This window comes from Bacillus pumilus, assembly GCF_003431975.1.
GTDB lineage: Bacteria > Bacillota > Bacilli > Bacillales > Bacillaceae > Bacillus > Bacillus pumilus_N.
In genome coordinates, this window is record NZ_CP027116.1 from 1462856 (window position 1) to 1482413 (window position 19558).

Annotated in this window: 22 protein-coding genes; 18 read left to right on the plus strand and 4 right to left on the minus strand. The window is 41.4% G+C overall.

Annotated features, from left to right (window positions below; genetic code table 11):
* Positions 1-255: 255 nt before the first annotated feature.
* On the plus strand, positions 256-1689 hold the full coding sequence (locus C5695_RS07460) for a cryptochrome/photolyase family protein (protein WP_117730185.1): 1434 nt from the start codon (positions 256-258) through the stop codon (positions 1687-1689).
* Between the two features lie 36 nt (positions 1690-1725).
* On the opposite strand, the gene C5695_RS07465 is transcribed toward C5695_RS07460, so the two are convergent.
* The gene (locus C5695_RS07465) at positions 1726-2649 is read right to left on the minus strand and encodes a COX15/CtaA family protein (protein WP_117730186.1); all 924 of its coding nucleotides are present in this window, start codon (positions 2647-2649) and stop codon (positions 1726-1728) included.
* A 393-nt stretch (positions 2650-3042) separates the two neighbouring features.
* Between C5695_RS07465 and cyoE the strand changes: the two genes are divergently transcribed.
* From cyoE to ctaG, 6 genes are all read left to right on the plus strand, one after another.
* Positions 3043-3960, plus strand: coding sequence for a heme o synthase (gene cyoE, locus C5695_RS07470; protein ID WP_117730187.1), 918 nt, complete (start codon positions 3043-3045; stop codon positions 3958-3960).
* Between the two features lie 279 nt (positions 3961-4239).
* Positions 4240-5307 carry a cytochrome c oxidase subunit II gene (coxB, locus tag C5695_RS07475; RefSeq protein WP_117730188.1) on the plus strand — a complete coding sequence of 356 codons (1068 nt, stop codon included), beginning with the start codon at positions 4240-4242 and terminating at the stop codon, positions 5305-5307.
* A gap of 168 nt (positions 5308-5475) precedes the next feature.
* Positions 5476-7347: a cytochrome c oxidase subunit I gene (gene ctaD / locus C5695_RS07480; RefSeq protein WP_044142010.1), complete on the plus strand. Its 1872-nt coding sequence runs from the start codon at positions 5476-5478 to the stop codon at positions 7345-7347.
* Positions 7347-7964 carry a cytochrome c oxidase subunit III gene (ctaE, locus tag C5695_RS07485; RefSeq protein WP_410369207.1) on the plus strand — a complete coding sequence of 206 codons (618 nt, stop codon included), beginning with the start codon at positions 7347-7349 and terminating at the stop codon, positions 7962-7964. Before ctaD ends, ctaE begins: the two co-directional genes overlap by 1 nt.
* 5 nt (positions 7965-7969) lie before the next feature.
* Positions 7970-8299, plus strand: a complete 330-nt coding sequence (gene ctaF, locus C5695_RS07490; protein ID WP_003211520.1) for a cytochrome c oxidase subunit IVB — start codon at positions 7970-7972, stop codon at positions 8297-8299.
* A 30-nt stretch (positions 8300-8329) separates the two neighbouring features.
* The gene (ctaG, locus tag C5695_RS07495) at positions 8330-9208 is read left to right on the plus strand and encodes a cytochrome c oxidase assembly factor CtaG (RefSeq protein ID WP_117730190.1); all 879 of its coding nucleotides are present in this window, start codon (positions 8330-8332) and stop codon (positions 9206-9208) included.
* 31 nt (positions 9209-9239) lie between these two features.
* On the opposite strand, the gene C5695_RS07500 is transcribed toward ctaG, so the two are convergent.
* Positions 9240-9605, minus strand: coding sequence for a YugN family protein (locus tag C5695_RS07500; protein WP_117730191.1), 366 nt, complete (start codon positions 9603-9605; stop codon positions 9240-9242).
* A gap of 161 nt (positions 9606-9766) precedes the next feature.
* On the opposite strand from C5695_RS07500, the gene C5695_RS07505 reads away from it, so the two are divergent.
* From C5695_RS07505 to coaD, 9 genes are all read left to right on the plus strand, one after another.
* The gene (locus tag C5695_RS07505) at positions 9767-10189 is read left to right on the plus strand and encodes a CBS domain-containing protein (protein WP_233230841.1); all 423 of its coding nucleotides are present in this window, start codon (positions 9767-9769) and stop codon (positions 10187-10189) included.
* A gap of 122 nt (positions 10190-10311) precedes the next feature.
* Positions 10312-11355 carry a CAP domain-containing protein gene (locus C5695_RS07510; protein WP_117730193.1) on the plus strand — a complete coding sequence of 348 codons (1044 nt, stop codon included), beginning with the start codon at positions 10312-10314 and terminating at the stop codon, positions 11353-11355.
* A 108-nt stretch (positions 11356-11463) separates the two neighbouring features.
* Positions 11464-11877 carry a YlbD family protein gene (locus C5695_RS07515; protein ID WP_117730194.1) on the plus strand — a complete coding sequence of 138 codons (414 nt, stop codon included), beginning with the start codon at positions 11464-11466 and terminating at the stop codon, positions 11875-11877.
* A 19-nt stretch (positions 11878-11896) separates the two neighbouring features.
* Positions 11897-12145, plus strand: coding sequence for a YlbE-like family protein (locus tag C5695_RS07520; RefSeq protein WP_039178297.1), 249 nt, complete (start codon positions 11897-11899; stop codon positions 12143-12145).
* A 150-nt stretch (positions 12146-12295) separates the two neighbouring features.
* Positions 12296-12625, plus strand: coding sequence for a hypothetical protein (locus tag C5695_RS07525; RefSeq protein WP_233230814.1), 330 nt, complete (start codon positions 12296-12298; stop codon positions 12623-12625).
* 57 nt (positions 12626-12682) lie between these two features.
* Entirely contained in the window at positions 12683-13132 is a 450-nt protein-coding gene (locus tag C5695_RS07530; protein WP_117730196.1) for a regulatory iron-sulfur-containing complex subunit RicF, read from the plus strand.
* 65 nt (positions 13133-13197) lie between these two features.
* Positions 13198-13470, plus strand: a complete 273-nt coding sequence (locus C5695_RS07535; RefSeq protein ID WP_003212137.1) for a YlbG family protein — start codon at positions 13198-13200, stop codon at positions 13468-13470.
* A 280-nt stretch (positions 13471-13750) separates the two neighbouring features.
* Positions 13751-14338 (plus strand): 16S rRNA (guanine(966)-N(2))-methyltransferase RsmD, encoded by a 588-nt coding sequence (rsmD, locus tag C5695_RS07540; RefSeq protein WP_262378653.1) that lies wholly within the window; start codon positions 13751-13753, stop codon positions 14336-14338.
* A 3-nt stretch (positions 14339-14341) separates the two neighbouring features.
* Positions 14342-14824 carry a pantetheine-phosphate adenylyltransferase gene (gene coaD / locus C5695_RS07545; RefSeq protein WP_117730198.1) on the plus strand — a complete coding sequence of 161 codons (483 nt, stop codon included), beginning with the start codon at positions 14342-14344 and terminating at the stop codon, positions 14822-14824.
* A 13-nt stretch (positions 14825-14837) separates the two neighbouring features.
* Here the strand turns inward: coaD and ylbJ are convergent, their stop codons facing one another.
* A complete protein-coding gene (ylbJ, locus tag C5695_RS07550) occupies positions 14838-16046 on the minus strand; it encodes a sporulation integral membrane protein YlbJ (RefSeq protein WP_117730199.1) in 1209 nt (402 codons plus the stop codon).
* Positions 16047-16200: 154 nt separating this feature from the next.
* Here ylbJ and C5695_RS07555 point away from each other — a divergent pair, with 154 nt between their 5' ends.
* Together C5695_RS07555 and C5695_RS07560 are read left to right on the plus strand one after the other, a co-directional pair.
* Entirely contained in the window at positions 16201-16980 is a 780-nt protein-coding gene (locus C5695_RS07555; protein ID WP_117730200.1) for a patatin-like phospholipase family protein, read from the plus strand.
* Positions 16981-16984: 4 nt separating this feature from the next.
* Complete coding sequence (locus tag C5695_RS07560) at positions 16985-18013, plus strand: SepM family pheromone-processing serine protease (RefSeq protein WP_117730201.1); 1029 nt, start codon at positions 16985-16987, stop codon at positions 18011-18013.
* A gap of 114 nt (positions 18014-18127) precedes the next feature.
* On the opposite strand, the gene C5695_RS07565 is transcribed toward C5695_RS07560, so the two are convergent.
* Entirely contained in the window at positions 18128-19480 is a 1353-nt protein-coding gene (locus C5695_RS07565; protein ID WP_117730202.1) for an IS1182 family transposase, read from the minus strand.
* Positions 19481-19558 lie beyond the last annotated feature (78 nt).

Here is a 19558-nt window from a genome sequence, read left to right on the forward strand (position 1 = left end):
CAAACCCCCGCATTCTTTGTCAGGTCTGCGCGCTGGTACTCACGAATGTCAAATTCGCTCCGTTCCGGTGCTCGCCCTTCCTAGACTTCAAAGGTTTTCTATCACGCTGAAAAGAAGACAAAGGGCTAAAATAAACATCATTTTAGCCCTTTGTCAACAATCTGAGACACATCATCATGATGTGTCTTTTTTGAGCGCATTAAAATGTGCAGCAGGCTAAAAGAGTGATTACACTATAGAGTGAGGTGAAGAAAGTTGGAAATTGTCGTGATTTGGTTTCGCCGAGATCTGCGATTGGATGATCATATCGCCTTATCAAAAGCGATCACATATGCAAAAAAACATGAGTACAAATTGTTGGCTCTTTATCATCTAGATCCGTTTTTTACTGAAATGGAGTTGGATATAAACAACGAGCATTTCTTTCAAAGCTTGGCCCATTTCGTCAAGGAAGCGAGAGAATCTCAAATGTATCTTCATCTGTTTCATGATGATATTTTGTCCGCCTTTCAGAAGCTCATGGATGCCTATGACATCCATGCGGTCTTTTTTAATGAGGACGAAGTAGGAAATGGTCGAAAACGTGATGATCAAGTAACCCGTTTCTTAGAAGAAAAGGGCATTCATGTGTCAAAGTGGCAAGATACACATCTTCACGGGGCGAGAGATATTTTAAAAGCAGATGGCTCGCATTATCAAGTGTTTACCCCATACTATCAAGCATGGCGGAAGCAAGAGAAGCAGCCTGTGATAAAAGTTGACAAATCATTTTTCAGCAGCGAGCATACGCTTTGTGATGAATCACTATCACAAAAAGGGAATGACAAGCTGCGCGACATCATCAAGGGATGTTCTAGAAAATTTGATCAAATCGGTTCAGATATGGCGATGAACACGTTGCATCATTTTATTCAAAAAAGGCTAGCGCGTTATCATGAAAAGCGAGATATTCCGTCTGTTTTTGGCACGAGCAAGCTGTCACGTTTCTTAAAAACTGGCACTATTTCGATTCGAACGGTCTTTCATGCAATTCATGAAGAAGCCCTATTTGAAGACGAGGGTAGGGAAACATTTACGAAAGAGCTGGCGTGGCGTGATTTTTATCATATGATTTATGCACATCATCCAGAGATGAAAGATAAAGAAATCAATTCGGCGTTTCAAGAAATGAAATGGAATGAAGATGAGGTGCTGTTTGATGCATGGTGTAAAGGTGAAACAGGCTTCCCGCTCGTTGATGCAGGAATGAGACAGCTAAATGAGGAGGGCTGGATGCATAATCGCTTGCGAATGGTCACAGCCTCATTTCTAACAAAGGATTATTTGATTGATTGGAGAAAGGGCGAAGGCTATTTTGCAAAAAAGCTGGTGGATTATGATGAGGCTTCAAATATCGGAGGATTTCAGTGGGCTGCCTCTGTCGGGACAGATGCCGTACCGTACTTCCGCATTTTTAACCCAACGACCCAGTCAAAGCGATTTGATTCGAGCGGGGATTATATTAGAAAATATGTACCAGAGCTAGAGCATGTCGATGAAAAATGGATTCATGAACCAAGTAAAATGTCGATAGATGAACAACTGAAATCGGGATGTGTGCTAGGTGATACATACCCGCTTCCGACAGTTGATCATCAGCAAATGCGCAAAAAGGCCATCTCACTATTCGAAGAAGCAAAACAACAATAAAAAATCCCCCTCTACATGAAAGGGGGATACAGATTTTTATCTAAAAGGCTCTTTGCTTTCATATTTAAACCGAGCGATGAGTAAGCAGAAGTAACATAGTACCCCGAATAAACAGGAAATAAAGAATGAATGAGCGAGCGCATAACCAAGCGCAAGGTGAGAATAAACAGACATGACACCTGAGATGGCTTGAAGTGTAATCAGAATGGCTGAAATAATCCAGCCATAATACAGCTGCTTCTGTTCTTTATAGTGCTTTATGGCATGGAACATTGCAACAAATATCCAGGCGAATAAAAGAAGTGCTGCTGCCCGGTGAGACATTTGAACCCACTGATTAAAGTACGCTGGAAGTGCACCGTCTTTTGAACAAAACGGGAAGACAGAACAAGCAAGGCTTGACTTTGTATGTCTTACATAAGCACCCGTATACACGACGATATACGTGTAGGTGATCAAACCATAAATATGGAACTGCATTCTTTTGCCGATATGAAGCGGCTTCACAAGCTTTGTTTCAGATCTGGTTGCCTCAAATACAAGAAGCGCAAGCAGTAATACTGAAGCAAAAGAAATGAGTGAAATACCGAAGTGCAGTGCCATCACAAGTGCGTTAGAACCAAAAACGACGGCAAGAGCACCTAAAAGCGCTTGAAGCAGTAAGAATATAATGGACATGATGACCAAAAATTTGGTTTCACGGAATACTGGACTGATTTTTTTCCAGCATAAGATCGCCAGAGCCAGTACAAGAATGGTGGAAACCCCTGTTGACATGCGGTGACTCCATTCGATAATGGAAGCAGGGTTCATTTCAGGAAAGAAACGACCGTGACAAAGAGGCCACTGCCGGCCGCATCCAAGACCCGAGCCGGTTTTCGTCACAAGCGCACCGCCAATCAGAACGATCAGCATCACAAACGTTGTGATCACGCTCAATAACCTTAAAGCAAATTTCATCAAATTATTTCACCTTCTCTAAAAAACTTCTGATCTAAATGAAAACCTCACATGCTCTCAAGTTTAAGCCAAATGCGTGTTCTGTTGCAATTCATAATGACCAAAGTTCACAAAAAAATGATATGTTAGTTCACAAAGTTTACAGATTTAGAGTGCTTGATCTTTCTTTGACAGTCTGATAGAAATAGAGGAGAGAATATTTCATTTTGCACCGCCTTCTGAAACACATATCTATCCTAATAAATTCACGAAAAGTTCACAAATAACTTCAAGATTGTCGTTTATTATTTAATAGGATGTTTTTTTACAGCTGTTTATCTTGTATGATAGAGTTGTAACGATTTTACGTTTCATTTGTACGTTTGAAGGTTTGGGCAAGGGAGGTTATACACATTGGCAAATTCCAAAACAGTTGCGGAAGCAGCTATTCATGGACAAATAGAAGAAACAACAGCTTGGAAAGATTTTCTCGCTCTGATTAAAATGGGCATCGTCAATTCCAACTTCATTACAACATTTACTGGAATGTGGCTTGCTTTTTATTTTACAGGTATGAGTTTCCTAGGGAATCTTGATATTGTGCTGTTAACAATGATTGGTTCTTCTCTTATTATTGCCGGTTCATGCGCAATTAATAATGCGTTCGACCGTGATATTGATATATTAATGGAAAGAACAAAAACAAGACCGACGGTTACAGGTAAGATTCAGCCGGGGCAAGCGTATGCATTTGGCATTTTGCTTGTTGTGCTTGGACTCATTATGCTTCTGATGACCACTATAACATCAGCGGTGATTGGATTTATTGGAGTCTTTACTTATGCGGTTCTTTACACCATGTGGTCTAAACGTCATTACACCATCAATACTGTCATTGGAAGTGTATCTGGTGCGGTGCCGCCATTAATCGGCTGGACAGCTGTCACAGGTACAATTGACACAACGGCTTGGGTTTTGTTTATGATTATGTTCATTTGGCAAATCCCTCACTTCTTGTCACTTGCGATTAAGAAAACGGAAGATTACCGTAAAGCCGGCATTCCAATGCTACCAGTTGTTTATGGCTTTGAAGTCACGAAGCGCCAAATCATCATTTGGACAGCATGTCTTCTCCCACTTCCATTTTTCTTAGGTGGATTAGGCTGGCCGATTGTCGCACTTGGCACATTGCTGAACATTGGATGGCTCGTCATTGGCCTTATGGGCTTTAAAATGAAAGACGTCATGAAGTGGTCAACGCTCATGTTCGTTTATTCATTAAACTACTTAACCATTTTTTTCGTTGCGATGATTATTATTACACTATTCTAGAGTAAAATACACTTTGATCACATCAAAACAATGGCTATATCTTATAACACAACATTTTCTAACAACTATGAAAGCCGCCTGATATTCAGTTCTATTTAGGCGGCTTTCTGTTTATACATAGATGGTATTTTGAGTAAAAACATCATTTTTTTATGAAAAGAGGAAATGTAAGTGCTTTTATAAGAGGCGGGGGTTATAGATGGGTGAAGAGTGATTTTATAAATAAGAGGTAAAAAGTGAAAGGCAAAGGAGATCAAGCAAAAGGGGTTGGGACAAATTATGATAAGAAAATGGCGTGTTTATTCACTGTTTCTCTTACTGACGCTCGTGTTAGCGGGCTGTGGTGAACCATACTTATCAACACTCAAACCAGTTGGGGAAGTAGCAGATAAACAATTTTTCCTAACGGTACTGAGTACACTCATTATGGTTCTTGTCGTCATTGTTGTATCGATCATTTTCTTTTACGTCATCATTAAATTCAAACGTTCTAAAGTAGGAGAAGATACGATTCCAAAGCAGGTGGAAGGGAACCGTAACCTAGAAATTACGTGGACAGCGATTCCAATTCTTCTCCTCATTATTCTCGTTGTACCTGTTGTGGCATATACGCTTGAACTAGGGGATACAAGCGCAATGGATAAGAAAAAACGAGATCCTGAAAAGACACTTGTTGTCAATGTAAGAGCCAGCTTGTATTGGTGGGAATTTGAATACCCTGACTATGGAATTGTCACAAGTCAGGAATTGATTGTACCGACGGATCAAAAGGTGTACTTTAAGCTGAAAGCATCTGACGTGAAACACTCTTTCTGGGTTCCATCGGCTGGCGGTAAAATTGATACTAACACAGACAATGAAAACAAATTTTATTTAACCTTTGATTCAAAACGAACGAAAGATGCAGGAGAATATTTTTACGGGAAATGTGCAGAGCTTTGTGGTCCTTCACATGCTTTAATGGACTTTAAAGTTAAAACGCTTTCTCAAGATGAGTTTTTAGGATGGACGAAAAAAATGGCGGATTACAAGAAGCCTACATCCACAAAAGATCTCGCCCTAGAGGGTGAAAAATTATTTAAAGAGAAAAACTGCTTGAGCTGTCACGCAGTAGAGCCTGGGGACGAACGTCCGGAAGCGGCAAGGACGGCACCAAACCTTGCGACTTTTGGAGAGCGAACGAAAGTAGCTGGAATCAAAGACATGAACAAAGAAAATGTGAAAGCATGGCTGAAAGATCCAGAGAGCTTTAAACCAGGGAATAAGATGACAGGGACGTACCCTAAATTAGATGACTCAGAAGCAGATGCACTCTACGAGTATTTAAAGGGTCTTAAAATAGAGTAACGACTCAAGCGAATGCAAGAGGGCATGTAAACAATGTGAAGTTTTTGTTAAGAGCTCCCGAATATGTCTCTACAACCAAGAAGTAGCCATCTGTCAGACACAGTCTGTGTAAAATTAAGATAGACATCTATATGAAAAGGGGCAAATGGGAGATAAGAGGGGGATTTCATGGTGAGTACAATAGCTAAAAAGCGGGGGTTTGGCGCTGTCTTATGGGATTACTTGACGACGGTTGACCACAAAAAAATTGCCGTACTATATTTAGTGGCAGGGGGATTTTTCTTTTTAATTGGCGGCCTGGAAGCGATGATTATCCGTATTCAGCTAGCCATCCCTGAAAATGATTTTGTAAGTGCAGGGTTCTATAATGAAGTCATGACGATGCATGGAACAACGATGATTTTCCTTGCAGCAATGCCGCTTTTATTTGCATTAATGAATGCGGTTGTACCCATTCAAATTGGTGCACGTGACGTAGCGTTTCCGTTTGTGAATTCACTTGGTTTTTGGCTATTCTTTTTCGGAGGAATTTTCTTAAACCTTGGATGGTTTATGGGCGGGGCACCTGATGCAGGCTGGACTGCATATGCTTCGCTCACGCTGAATTCAGAAGGGCACGGCATGGATTTCTATATTTTAGGGTTGCAGATAGCGGGGATTGGGACGCTGATTGCCGGAATCAACTTTCTTGCAACGATTATTAATATGAGAACACCTGGTATGACGTATATGAGAATGCCGCTCTTTACTTGGACGACATTTGTCGCCTCGGCATTGATTTTATTCGCATTCCCGCCGCTTACAGCAGGGCTTGCGATGCTGATGCTTGATAGAATGTTTGATACGAGCTTTTTCAATCCAGAGCTCGGCGGAAATACAATCATCTGGGAGCATTTGTTCTGGATTTTCGGACACCCAGAAGTTTATATCTTAATCCTGCCAGCATTCGGAATATTCTCTGAAATCATTCCAGTGTTTGCGAGGAAAAGGTTGTTTGGTTATTCGTCCATGGTGTTTGCTACAGTATTAATTGGTTTCCTCGGATTCATGGTGTGGGCGCATCACATGTTCACAACAGGACTTGGTCCGATTGCCAATGCAATCTTTGCTGTCGCCACGATGGCGATTGCAGTGCCGACAGGAATTAAAGTATTTAACTGGCTACTCACCATATGGGGCGGTAATGTAAAGTTTACAACGCCGATGCTGTATTCCGTTGCCTTTATACCGTCATTTTTACTTGGCGGGGTAACCGGAGTCATGCTTGCAGCAGCTGCAGCGGATTATCAGTTCCATGATACGTACTTTGTTGTGGCGCATTTCCACTACGTCATTATTGGCGGTGTGGTATTCGGTATTTTAGCTGGTGTGCATTACTGGTGGCCGAAGATGTTTGGAAAAATACTAAATGAGAAGCTTGGGAAAATTAGCTTTGTGCTATTTTTCATCGGTTTCCATTTAACCTTCTTTATCCAGCATTTCCTCGGTCTTTGGGGCATGCCGCGCCGAGTCTTTACATTCCTGCCAGGTCAGGGGTTAGACCTTGGGAACTTGGTCAGTACGATTGGGGCACTGTTTATGTTTGTAGCTGTTGTCATCCTGTTGATTAACGTCATCTGGACGACAGCGAAAGGGGAGCGTGTATCGGGCGATCCTTGGGGAGATGGAAGAACGCTTGAATGGGCAGTGTCTTCACCTCCTCCAGAATATAACTTTAAACAGCTGCCACTTGTCAGAGGACTAGATCCATTATGGATTGAAAAAATGGACGGTAAAAAAGGAATGACAGCATCTGAACCGCTCGATGATATTCACATGCCGAATAATTCCATTTTACCTGTCATTATCTCATTCGGTCTATTTGTGTCAGCGTTTGGCTTCATGTATCGTCAAGAGCACAGCTGGGGGCTTCCAGTGATTCTCATTGGTCTTGGCATTACATTTGCGACCATGCTGGTTCGCTCTCTTAAAGATGATCATGGGTACCATATTCACAAAGAAGATCTGACCGATGACGATGATAAAGGGGTGAAAGCATAATGGAACCACAAAAAATGACAGCAGAAACTTTTCCGGCTTCTCCTGAGAAAGCTACATTAGAAGGGAAGAATAAGTTTGTCGGGTTCTGGTTGTTTCTTGGGGGAGAAACCGTTCTGTTTGCATCGCTCTTTGCCACTTATTTGGCGCTGAAAAACTCAAATGCAGGCGGAGCAAAAACCACTGATATGTTTGATCTCACACTTGTTTTTATTGCCACGATGCTTCTACTGACGAGCAGTTTAACGAGTGTGTATGCAATGTATCATATGAAAAACTTTGCCTTTAAAAAGATGCAGCTGTGGCTTGGCGTGACTGTGCTATTAGGTGCTTCATTTCTAGGGGTTGAGATTTACGAGTTCTATCATTATGTGCATGAGTATGAATTTACCATTACCAGCTCAGCTCTTGGTTCTTCCTTCTATACACTTGTTGGAACTCACGGGGCTCACGTCGCCTTCGGACTTTGCTGGATTACCGCTCTTATGATTCGAAATATGAGGCGCGGACTTGATTTGTACAATGCGCCGAAATATTATGTGGCAAGTCTGTATTGGCACTTCATTGATGTTGTGTGGGTCTTCATCTTTACCGTTGTATATTTAATGGGAATGGTGTGATAAGAATGGGAAATAAAAACACAAATCAGTCCAAAGTCGATCTTGTATACCGTAAAAAGAAAAATGCCGAAGAAATGAAGCATCAGCTCATTTCTTTCGGCTTGATGATTGGATTAACATTTGTTGCCTTTTTAACGATCGCCTCTGAAGATGTTGGGAACTGGTTCGCAGTACCATTTATTTTACTGCTTGCTGTCATTCAGGTGGCTTTTCAGCTTTATTATTTTATGCACATGAACCAAAAAGGGCATGAAACACCCGCATTGTTTCTTTATTCAGGTGTGTTTGTCGCGTTTATTACCGTATTAGCATTTTTGACCATTATTTGGTGGTAAGCCCGCTTTGCCCTTGAAGGAGGCGCAGCAATGGAGAACTTAGAAATATTCGGATTTCGGGCGTTATGGAGCCCTTACTATTTGACTTGTATTGTCATAGCAGCTGCTCTTTATCTGCTTCTTGTTACAAAGGGAAAGCACCGTGCGACGGTGAAAGAAAAAACGTTGTTTCTGACGGGGCTTGTTCTGTTATATGCCGCGAAAGGAAGCCCAATTGATTTGATGGGTCATATTATGTTTAGTGCACATATGGCGCAAATGGCGGTGCTCTATTTAGTTATCCCGCCTCTCCTCATTACAGGATTACCTGCGGCCATTTGGGAGCGGATCATACAAACGCCAGGCATTCAGCAAATCTTTCGTTTGTTTTCAAAGCCATTAATTGCATTGCTTGGGTTTAACGGCTTGTTTTCGATGTATCACATTCCACTTATATTTGATTTCGTGAAAACAGATCCGTTTTATCATGGGTTAATGACGGTGGTCATTTTTATCGCTGCCTTTTTCATGTGGTGGCCGCTCGTTCATAAAGTTCAAAGTCAGCCGCAGATTACAGGCATTTTAAAGCTTGGTTATATCATGGCAGACGGGATATTGATGACTCCTGCGTGTGCTCTGATCATGTTTAGTGATACACCGATCTATGCAACCTATTCGGATGCTGGCGCTTGGATACAAGCCCTGCATCTATGCGTGCCAAGTGACATGCTGGCAGGTCTTGCACTCACAGGTCCCGATATGTTCCATACCTTGCCGCTGTTAGAGGACCAGCAGCTAGGCGCAATTTTGATGAAAATTATTCAAGAGATTGTGTACGGCTCAATCCTTGCTGTAGTGTTCTTTGACTGGGCAAGAAAAGAAAGAGCGAAAGATGCGGTACCAGATGCGCTGATTCCGAAATATGAATGAAAAAAGCACAGCCAGATGGCTGTGCTTTTGTTTATGCTTCTGCTGTCATTGATTCAAGTTTTTCTTTCAGCTGTTCAAGCGTTTTTTTGCTTGATTGGATCAGAGACTTAGGGAAATCTTCGCCTTCACCGTATTCAACACCGTGCGGATAATAATGTTTTCCGAGTAATGGTGTGAGAAGCTGTATGTTTGCTCTTTTTGAGCCTACATCTCCTTCGGTGGCGTAGCCGGAAATGCGTAAATAAAAGGTTCCCTCTACCATGTTAAACTTTCTGTCGTACGTTACACGCTCGTAATCCCATTGATCGGCTCGTACAAACCCTTCACTTTCCATGATGAAATCTAATTTATTTAAGTCAGCTGTTACCTTTTCAATCCCCGTACCTTCAAACTTCACCCAAAACCCCTCCTTATAAAAATTCCCTTTACTGACAATCATAGTATGAAAGCGTTAAACTTTCAACTGTGAAAGGTATGTTCTTTTATAAGCTGGTTACAGTAATAAAGAAAATAACGGATGGAGGAATCAATGTGAAAACGAAAAAAATCAAAGATATTATGACAAAAAAAGTAGTGACATGCCAGCAAGACGATAATACGTATGAAGCAGCAGTCAAAATGAAAGACGCGGATATTGGGGCAATTCCTGTGGTTAACGGAGATCAGCTCGTTGGCATCGTGACAGACCGTGACCTTGTCCTCAGAGGCATTGCAGAAAAAAAGCCTAACTCACAGGAAGTAGGCTCACTGATGACAAGGGAAGTCCTAACAGCAGAAGAAGATGCAACGCTTGAAGAAATTGTCCGGTTGATGTCAGAACATCAGCTCCGCCGCATTCCCGTTGTGAAAGACGGCGCATTAACAGGGATCGTCGCTCTTGGAGATTTATCCGTCGAAGATTTATCAAATGATCGTGCAGGAGATGCACTGACAGAAATCTCTCAACAGGATCAAGATCATGGGCAAGGATTTCTTCATTAAGAGGGGCATATTTTAAATTCGTGTTAAATAGGCTGTATTGTCGTTGATAAATAGAGCAAGTTTTGTTTAAATGACAGTAGAAGGTACTTTTTGTACCTTGCCAATTTAACGGAGGTGTTTATTTGAAAACTGTGCTCAAAACACTCCTCATCCTCCTGATTATATCCGGAACGTACGTTCTGTTTATTCAATATGGATCTTCACCAGAAAAAGAAAACAGCAATGAGCCGAAGGTGTCTAATGAAGAAACAACTAGCGATAAGCCGATCAATATCCCGAAAAGGGGGCTCATGTCCTTTATGGGGAAATCTTCGAATGAAGTGCTTAAACAGCTGGGAGAACCAGATCGCATTGATCCTTCCGCATATGATTATGACTGGTGGGTGTACAACCAATCGAAGAAGCACTATATTCAAGTAGGGGTAAAGGATAGTAAAGTGGTGACCTTGTTTGCAACTGGAGACGGGCTCAATGTCGAACCGTTTAAAATCGGTCAAGCCACAAGTGAAGTGTTTAAAAAAACACAAATTGCACCTTACATTCATGTAGAGGATGAACAAAATTCATACCGATTCGAATTCTCAGAAGACGATATGAACACAAGACCCACTGTAAAAGTGGGAGATGATGTGTATGTTCAGCTTTACATGGATAAGTTCGAAAGCACCCTCTCAAGTATCAGGGCGTTTAACGCAGATACATTTGTGAAACAAAAACCGTATGAGGTCGTCTATCGTGGTCAATTGATAGAGCCTGAGGCAATATCGGGTGAAAAATGGAAAGATATCGAAGCTTCCAGTCAAAAACAAATTTTTGATATGACCAATATTATTCGTCATAAGTACAAACTCCCGACCTTAAAGTGGGATGATGAAACCTCTGAAGTGGCATTCATGCATAGTGAGGACATGAGAGAGAATCATTATTTCTCCCACGAATCAAAAAAATACGGTACGCTGAAAGACCGGTTAGAAAGAGGCGAGGTGGCATTTCAGCTCGCAGGTGAGAACATTGCTTACAACTATGTAGATGGCCCTGCAGCGGTAGAAGGCTGGCTCAATAGTGAAGGTCACAGGAAGGCGTTATTAAATAAAGATTACACGCATCTTGGCGTAGGTGTGAAAGAAAAATATTACACCCAAAACTTCATCAAGAAAACATCTTAAACGAAAGCAGCTGCACAATCGCAGCTGTTTTTTTGATTAAAAAAGAGGCTCACCAAAATAGCTGCTGGTGTATATAGTATAGTAGGCATTTGTATGGGGGGTGAGGATATGACAAACAAACAAAAACAAACATCCATTGATGAATTTAAACAATTCGTCAGACGCCATCCGAAGTTAATTCAAGAAGTGCAAACGCAAGAAAAAAGCTGGCAAAGTGTATACGAAAATTGGGTCATGTTTGGTGAGGAAGATGAGATGTGGTCTCCTTACCGGCAAACACAATCTGAAGACGCTAAAGAAGAAAAAGCCTCTAAGCCAAGTGGATCTGGAAAAGCAGATTTTATGTCTAAAATGGTTTCTGCCGTGAAAAAAATGGACGCCGATCAAATGAATGAACAAATTAACAAAATGAGCCAGTCCATTTCCTCTTTACAAAGCTTGCTCGGGCAATTTTCATCAAACGGCTCAAAGAAAGGTTCATCTGGAGGCAGTCAGCACCCATTCTCCTTCAGGAAAGATTAATGGAAAGGGGATGCTTTTGGTGCGGAAAGAAGTACAGGAGTTTGTCATGGCCGAAGAGGATCGAATCAAATTCATCAGACAGCGTCCTCTCTGGTACAGACAGCTGACTAGGCACCCTGAAAATCTATCGTCCTTTGAATTAGATAAAATGAATTTTTACGAAAAAACCATTCCTCATCGTGTGAGTCAGTTGAGCAACAGTGTCCAAATGGCTGAAATGATGATTCAAATGTTTCAAGCAATGCGCAATCAAAATGGAGCCGGGTGAGGCTTTTTTGAGTTGATTAAGATGTCTATTTCCTGAGCATCCTATAAAAGTAGATGAAAGGAGAATCAGATGATGAAATGGATGCTGTCAATATGCGCATTGCTTTTTCTTATCACCGGATGCCAAAGTCAACATGGAGAAAAACAAGTCATGAAGCAAGATCCAGCTGTACCAGTAATGCAGAAAGCCCAAAGCGAAATGAAGCAGCAAGGCTTTTTGATATATAAAGTACAGGGATCGTCTGTCTATATAGAAAGTACACTTCAAGATGTTCATCTTGAGCCTTCACGTTTAAAAAAGGATGAGAAGACGGGATATTTTACAGTATATGTAGACGGAAAACGTGCACGTAATGAGTATACTGCTGCATTTGTGGTCAAGCATCTTTCAAAAGGAAAGCATAAAATGACCGTTGTGCTGAATTCCCGTCATCCAGAATATAAACAGAAAAGAGAAACATGGGATGTATTTATCACGTAAAAGCATTTTCTGATCTATAGGTTTCGTGGTAAACTATGAATTGGAGGTGCAACATTTATGTATGCGACAATCGAATCTGTGGAGCTCCAAGAGGAAGCAAATCAATTGGCTGCCATGATTCTTCAGTCGGAGGAGGCTGAACATTACCGCGACTGCTTTAAGCGTCTCCAGCAAGACGAAGAAGCCCAACAAATTATTGCCCATTTTACAAAAGTAAAAGAGCAATATGAGGATGTGCAGCGGTTCGGCAAATACCATCCGGACTATAGAACGATCTCAAAAGAAATGCGTGAGGTCAAAAGAAAGCTAGATCTTCACGATACAGTGGTTGATTTCAAAAAAGCAGAAACTGCGGTTCAATCCATCTTAGATGAGATTAGTATTGAAATCGGTCAAGCTGTATCAGCATATATTAAAGTTCCAACAGGGAACCCATATTTTGATGGTTTATCATCATGCGGCGGTGGCTGTGGATCAGGTGGCAGCTGTGGCTGTAAAGTATCTTGACGAGACTTGAATGTCTCGTCTTTTACATAATGATTGAAAAGAATTGAAAAGCGGCAGGTGAAAAGATGGAAACCAAACGTCAAGGGATGGTCGTTTGGCTGCATTCGTTAAAGCAGTCAAAGGCGCTAAGAAAATTTGGGAATGTTCACTATATTTCAAGGAAAATGAAATATGCAGTGATCTATTGTGATATGAATGATCTCGAGCGCCATATGGCTAAGCTCAGCTCATTGCCATTTGTGAAACGTGTTGAGCCTTCATATAAACCTTTTATTAAATTAGAGTACGAATCCAAATTGGACAAAGCAAAAGAGTATGATTATAAGGTGGGCTTTTAAAGACACAAAAAAACCCCCGCGGCATCACCCGCGGGGTCCTTCTATTCTTAATGATTCATTAAGGAGAAGGCAAAGGGAGAGGAGAAACCGGAGGAAGAACTTATGGGGAAACGTAAGTCTTCTCCGCGGTTGGCAACAGCACCACATCAGATGCTGTTATAAGTAGTATGACCCCGCATTCCTTGATCTATACATAGAAAATGAATGAAAATCCTTGCATTGTCCCTCGCGAAGTGATGTGGTAAGATAATGTTGAATTTTTTGTCATCAACAATAACCAATAGAAGCAAGTAGAAAAAGTGGTGGAAAAATGAGAGTCATCTCTGGAACGAGAAAAGGCCGCACACTTAAAGCGGTACCAGGTCAATCAACAAGACCGACAACAGATAAAGTAAAAGAATCAATCTTTAATATGATCGGCCCGTATTTCGATGGCGGATGGGCTCTTGATTTATTTGCGGGAAGCGGTGGTTTAGGGATTGAAGCGCTCTCTAGAGGGTTCGATCACTGCATATTCGTTGATCGAGATATGAAGGCGATTCAGACGATTAAAGGAAACCTCAATCAATTGTCGCTGATGGACCAAAGTGAAGTGTTTCGAAATGAGGCAAAGCGTGCACTCGCAGCTGTTGTAAAACGAGAGGAATCCTTTCAAGCGATCTTTCTTGATCCGCCTTATAAAGATCAACAGTTGAAAGCACTTCTTGAAATGATTGACGAACATTCTTTATTAACAGATGACGGCGTGATCGTGTGTGAGCATGATAAGGACGTCACGTTGCCAGAAGAAGCTGGACAGCTTTACATATCCAGGCAGGAACTGTACGGGTTGACCGGTATTACGATCTATAGAAAGCGGGGAAATTAAAGCATGGGGAATATAGCCGTTTGTCCGGGCAGCTTCGATCCAGTCACATTGGGCCATTTGGATATCATCAAAAGAGGTGCAAAGATTTTTGATGAAGTGTATGTATGTGTCCTAAATAACTCATCGAAAAAACCGTTATTTACTGTTGAAGAACGGTGTGAACTGATTCGTCAGGCGACGAAGGACTTGCCAAATATCAAAGTTGAATCCTTTCACGGTCTGCTTGTTGATTATGCAAAACAAAAAGAAGCCAAGGTCATTTTACGCGGACTTAGAGCTGTGACGGACTTTGAATATGAAATGCAAGGTACATCAATGAATAAAGTGCTAAACGATGAAATTGAAACATTTTTCATGATGACCAATAATCAATATTCCTTCCTGAGCTCAAGTATTGTCAAAGAAGTAGCGAAATATCATGGAGCTGTCCAAGATCTTGTCCCAAAAGAGGTAGAAGCAGCGCTGAAAGAAAAATTTAATGGATGAGTGCCCCGTGCACTCATCCATTTTTTAATTTCTGATAGTATAGCGCGATATACACGATCAAGCTGCATAATGTGATCAAAGGACCAGCTGTCACAAGCTGATTCCAAAGCATGCTGCTGTACATGACAACCTGATGGCTTGCTTCAAAGGCACCTGCTGGGAGTGCAATGTCAGATCGAGAGACATAAAGAGGCTTGAATAATAAAAAGGCAAAAACAGCTGCATAAACCCCGTGGAGCAAACGAGCGAAGAAAAACGGTTTAAAGCGTATATCTGTTGCCGCCAAAATACCGGCGACTTGAGCTTGAACAGAAAACCCGCTGAATCCTAAAATAAAGCTGACGACAATCGTTTTAGCGAGAAGGCTGACTTCCTGTGACCCTGTTAGCTGGCTGCCTAATGTGATTTCGAATAAACCGGCAATCATCGCAAGATCTAATTCTGGCGGAAGATGCATCGCTTGCAGCATAGATCTGATCCCTATGGATAATAGATCTGTCACATGAACAACTGACAGCATTTTGCTAAACACAGAAAATAAGATAATAAAGCCGCCAATCATAAAGAGTGTTTGGACTGATGACATCACCGCATCACTTAAAATTTGGCCGAGCGGTCTTTTTTCTGCGAGTCTTGCTTTATGAAGAGCGCTGAATGCCTCTTGAAACGGTGGGAATAAAAATCGCTTACGACCTCTCAAGTGTGCATCATGCCGCGCTTTATATCCTCGCATCGTCACACCAACAGCGAGATTCCCTAAATAATGTGCACAGGCCAAAACAACCCCTAAAGCTGGATGATGAAAAAAACCAACAGCCACCGCACCGAAAATAAACAGTGGATTCGATGAATTTGTAAAAGACACGAGGCGCTCCGCTTCGATTTGTGTCAGCTGCCTTTCCTGCCTGAGTCTTGTGGTTAATTTTGCACCAGAAGGAAAGCCTGATGCCATCCCCATCGCTAGGACAAATCCGCCTACACCAGGTACCCGAAAGATGGGGCGCATAAATGGCTCTAATAATACCCCGACAAATCTGACAATCCCAAAACTAATTAATAGCTCGGACAAAATAAAAAAAGGAAGCAATGATGGAAATACAACCTCCCACCACATTGCAAGTCCATTTTTCGACGCTTGCAAAGAGGCTTGTGGATGTGTAATCACAGTGGCTGTTAAAAAGATAAAAAATGCAGCGATGAACAGAGTGTTCCATTTTTTCATGGAGATTTCGCCCCTTGCCGTTATGATCTATTGGCGAGCTCGTAATCCAAAAGAGAAACTTGCCGAGCCTGTCTTCTATTACTATACGAGCAGAAGGGGCATGTTTAGACCAATAGATTCGTATATATGCATAGAAAGAGGAGGGTGGATTTTCATGAAGCGACCAGTCATCGGGCTTGCATTAGGCTCCGGGGGTGCGAGGGGAATGGCACATATCGGAGTTTTATCCAGTCTTGAGAAACAAGGAATTCAGATAGATATGATCGCTGGCAGCAGTATTGGAGCACTTGTTGGGAGCTTTTATGCGGCAGGACAAGACGTAGAAAAAATGAAAAAACTTGCACTTGTCTTCAGAAGAAAGTATTATGCTGACTATACACTGCCAAAAATCGGTCTTTTAAAAGGGAATCGAATTTTGCAGCTGATTCACACATTTACATATGGGAAGAAATTCGAAGAATTAAGAATGCCTCTTGCGGTTGTAGCCTGTGATCTCGAGACAGGGGAGAAGATCGTGTTTAAAGAAGGGTCTGTATCACAAGCAGTGAGAGCAAGCATTAGCATTCCGGGCGTGTTTGTTCCTCACGAAATAGGTGGCAGACAGCTAGTGGATGGAGCGGTTGTTGACCGCATTCCTGTATCTGTTTTAAAAGAAATGGGTGCAGATCTCATCATCGCCTCTGATGTATCAAGAGTGAAAAAAACAGAAAAGGCGACGAGATTATCAGATGTCATTATGCAAAGTTTGGACATCCTTCAAAATGAACTGGTCCGTCATCAAACCATTCACGCAGATCTCATGATCCGGCCGAAGCTTGAAACATTTAGCTCTAGTGCGTTCGCGCAGGTGCAGGAGATGATTGAAGCAGGTGAGCTCGCCGCAGATCAACTAGCAGGTAAACTGAAAGATGTCATTGATAAATGGGAGTGTTAATCGAATGAAAAAATTGAATATTCGCTGGCTCAGCTTTTTTGTCGTTGTTCTTGTATTGCTTGGCTTAACCTTTGTCAAACTGCCGTATTACGTGACAAAGCCGGGAGATGCAACAGAAATTGCTCCCCACATTCAAGTAGACGGCGGACATGGCGAGAAGGGCAGCTTCTCGCTTATGACGATAAAAGTAGGTCCAGCCAATCCGTATACGTATTTGCTTGCGAAAATGAATAAATATGACGAAATCGTTCCAGAAGAAAATATTAAAGCGGACGGAGAGTCGGATCAAGATTATATGAAAAGGCAGCTTCAGCTCATGAAAAGCTCTCAAGAAAATGCCATGATTGCAGCGTATACAAAAGCAGGCAAAAAAGTAGATTATACATTTAACGGGGTTTATGCAAGCTACGTGATGAAAGGAATGCCTGCTTACGGCAAAATTGAAGTGGGCGACCGGATCAAAAGTGTTGATGGCAAGACCTATGATTCTGCTGATAAAATGGTTTCGTATATCAGCGGCCAAAAAGCAGGGACATCTGTCCGTTTTGTCCTTGAACGAAATGGCAAAGACATCACGGAGAAAGTGACGTTAAAACCATTTAAAGAAGAGCCGAATCGAGTTGGAATCGGCGTATCATTATTTACAGATCGACATGTGAAAGTCTCTCCTTCTATTAAGGTAGATATTGAAAATATCGGCGGCCCGTCAGCAGGACTTATGATGTCACTTGAAATTTATAACCAGCTGACAAAAGAAGATGAAACACATGGCTATGCGATTGCGGGAACGGGAACGATTGATGCCGATGGAACGGTCGGTCCAATTGGCGGAATTGATCAAAAGGTTGTGGCAGCAGATAAAGCTGGAAAAGATATATTCTTTGCACCAAACGATAAAGGTGACCCAAATTCAGACTACCGAAATGCAGTCAAAACAGCGAAAGATATTAAAAGTGATATGAAAATTGTGCCAGTAGATACGATGCAGGATGCCCTGAACTATTTAAACAAGTTAAAAGAGAAAGCATCTTAATCAAAAAGAGCAGCCATCAAGGCTGCTCTCAGCTTGTAGACAAAGTCTACAATCTTTTTTATTTTTAGCGTAAGTATGATGGATGAAAATTAATGAAAAAGGCTTCCCACACACCTAGCCTAGCTTCGCTAGGTGTGTGGCAATTTTTTTCATGTTCTGGCATGCGGCTGTGAGGAGAACTTGCTCACTCACGTTTTGTTTTCCCCTCAACCGGCAGTAGCGAAGCCCATGCAGTTGTTTTGAATCTGCAAAGCTTCGCTCTATTTTTTCTTTTCTTTTTTTATATAGCTCTTTTCCAGAGACAGTTAGACGATTCTGTCTGATCTTTTCTTTATGTTCTTCCCATATGTGTCTTGAGATGACTTTTTGATGATTTTTAGACCTTGTGCATCTTTCAAGGAAAGGACACGATGCACATTTTTTAGGATCTGATTTGTAGAATCGATAACCTTTTCGATCAGTTGTCGTATATAAAAGCTTCTCACCCTTTGGGCATATGTAATGGTCATGTTCAGAATCATACTGAAATTTCCACTTCTCAAATAACCCTCTTGTTGGATGAAAACGTCTATGAGCAATGACACCAAAAATATGTCGATCAGATAAACCTTTACAAATTGGTGTTGTCAAATAACCTGAATCAAGCGCAACAGCTTCTACTTGAAAACCAAATCGTGCGATTTGGTGATCTAATCGATCAAGATACGGGACAGAATCATGAACATTTCCAGGTGTGACATGAGCATCAGTGATGATATTGTACTTCATATCCGTTGTACGATGATCTAGATAGAAAAAGCCTTCTGGCTTGTTTTCACGATAAAGATAGCCACTTTCAGGATCAGTCATACTTTGACGAATGTCTTTTTCTGTTTTCACCTCCTCCTTTACCTTTAAGAGCTTTTTTCCATGTGCCACCCGATCTTCTTGGACTGCTTCTTCTAATTCATTGATATAGTTCTGGGTATCTTGTTCAATCGTTTTTCTCGTATATTTATGTTTATTAGCATTAGCTTTAAGATGAGTTGAATCAGTAAAAAGAACGCGACCTCCTACCATATCATGATTGATAGCTTGAAGCACAATCTCATCGAAAATGTCTTGAAAAATCGTTGTATCTTTAAATCGAGTACGACGATTCCAGCTAATAGTGGAGTGATGGGGAACGGGATCATTGATGTTCAAACCTAAAAACCATCTATACGCCATGTTATAGTAAATTTCTTTTTCGAGTTGTCTTTCAGAACGGATACCGTACAGGTATCCGATAAACATCATTTTGAACAAAATAAGCGGATCAAGAGAAGGACGGCCTTTATTCTCACTATAATAGGGTTTTACTTTATCTACGATAAATGAAAAATCAATGTACTGATCAATTTTACGAAGCAGGTGATCCTCTTCGACCAGTTGATCTAGCAATACAAATTCGGCTTCGTGCTGAGAAGAATTTCTAGTGTGGAACATGAGAAAAACACCTTCCTTAAGTGGGGTTTTCTCTATTATAAAATGAGGAGATGGAAAGTTTAAGGGGAAAAATAAAGC

Coding starts and splice junctions, on each gene's coding strand:
- C5695_RS07465 (WP_117730186.1), bottom strand. CDS start 2,649: ATGAAATTTGCTTTAAGGTTATTGAGCGTGATCACAACGTTTGTGATG.
- coxB (WP_117730188.1), top strand. CDS start 4,240: ATGATAAGAAAATGGCGTGTTTATTCACTGTTTCTCTTACTGACGCTC.
- ctaD (WP_044142010.1), top strand. CDS start 5,476: ATGGTGAGTACAATAGCTAAAAAGCGGGGGTTTGGCGCTGTCTTATGG.
- ctaE (WP_410369207.1), top strand. CDS start 7,347: ATGGAACCACAAAAAATGACAGCAGAAACTTTTCCGGCTTCTCCTGAG.
- ctaF (WP_003211520.1), top strand. CDS start 7,970: ATGGGAAATAAAAACACAAATCAGTCCAAAGTCGATCTTGTATACCGT.
- ctaG (WP_117730190.1), top strand. CDS start 8,330: ATGGAGAACTTAGAAATATTCGGATTTCGGGCGTTATGGAGCCCTTAC.
- C5695_RS07505 (WP_233230841.1), top strand. CDS start 9,767: ATGACAAAAAAAGTAGTGACATGCCAGCAAGACGATAATACGTATGAA.
- C5695_RS07515 (WP_117730194.1), top strand. CDS start 11,464: ATGACAAACAAACAAAAACAAACATCCATTGATGAATTTAAACAATTC.
- C5695_RS07525 (WP_233230814.1), top strand. CDS start 12,296: ATGAAGCAAGATCCAGCTGTACCAGTAATGCAGAAAGCCCAAAGCGAA.
- C5695_RS07530 (WP_117730196.1), top strand. CDS start 12,683: ATGTATGCGACAATCGAATCTGTGGAGCTCCAAGAGGAAGCAAATCAA.
- C5695_RS07535 (WP_003212137.1), top strand. CDS start 13,198: ATGGAAACCAAACGTCAAGGGATGGTCGTTTGGCTGCATTCGTTAAAG.
- coaD (WP_117730198.1), top strand. CDS start 14,342: ATGGGGAATATAGCCGTTTGTCCGGGCAGCTTCGATCCAGTCACATTG.
- ylbJ (WP_117730199.1), bottom strand. CDS start 16,046: ATGAAAAAATGGAACACTCTGTTCATCGCTGCATTTTTTATCTTTTTA.
- C5695_RS07555 (WP_117730200.1), top strand. CDS start 16,201: ATGAAGCGACCAGTCATCGGGCTTGCATTAGGCTCCGGGGGTGCGAGG.
- C5695_RS07560 (WP_117730201.1), top strand. CDS start 16,985: ATGAAAAAATTGAATATTCGCTGGCTCAGCTTTTTTGTCGTTGTTCTT.
- C5695_RS07565 (WP_117730202.1), bottom strand. CDS start 19,480: ATGTTCCACACTAGAAATTCTTCTCAGCACGAAGCCGAATTTGTATTG.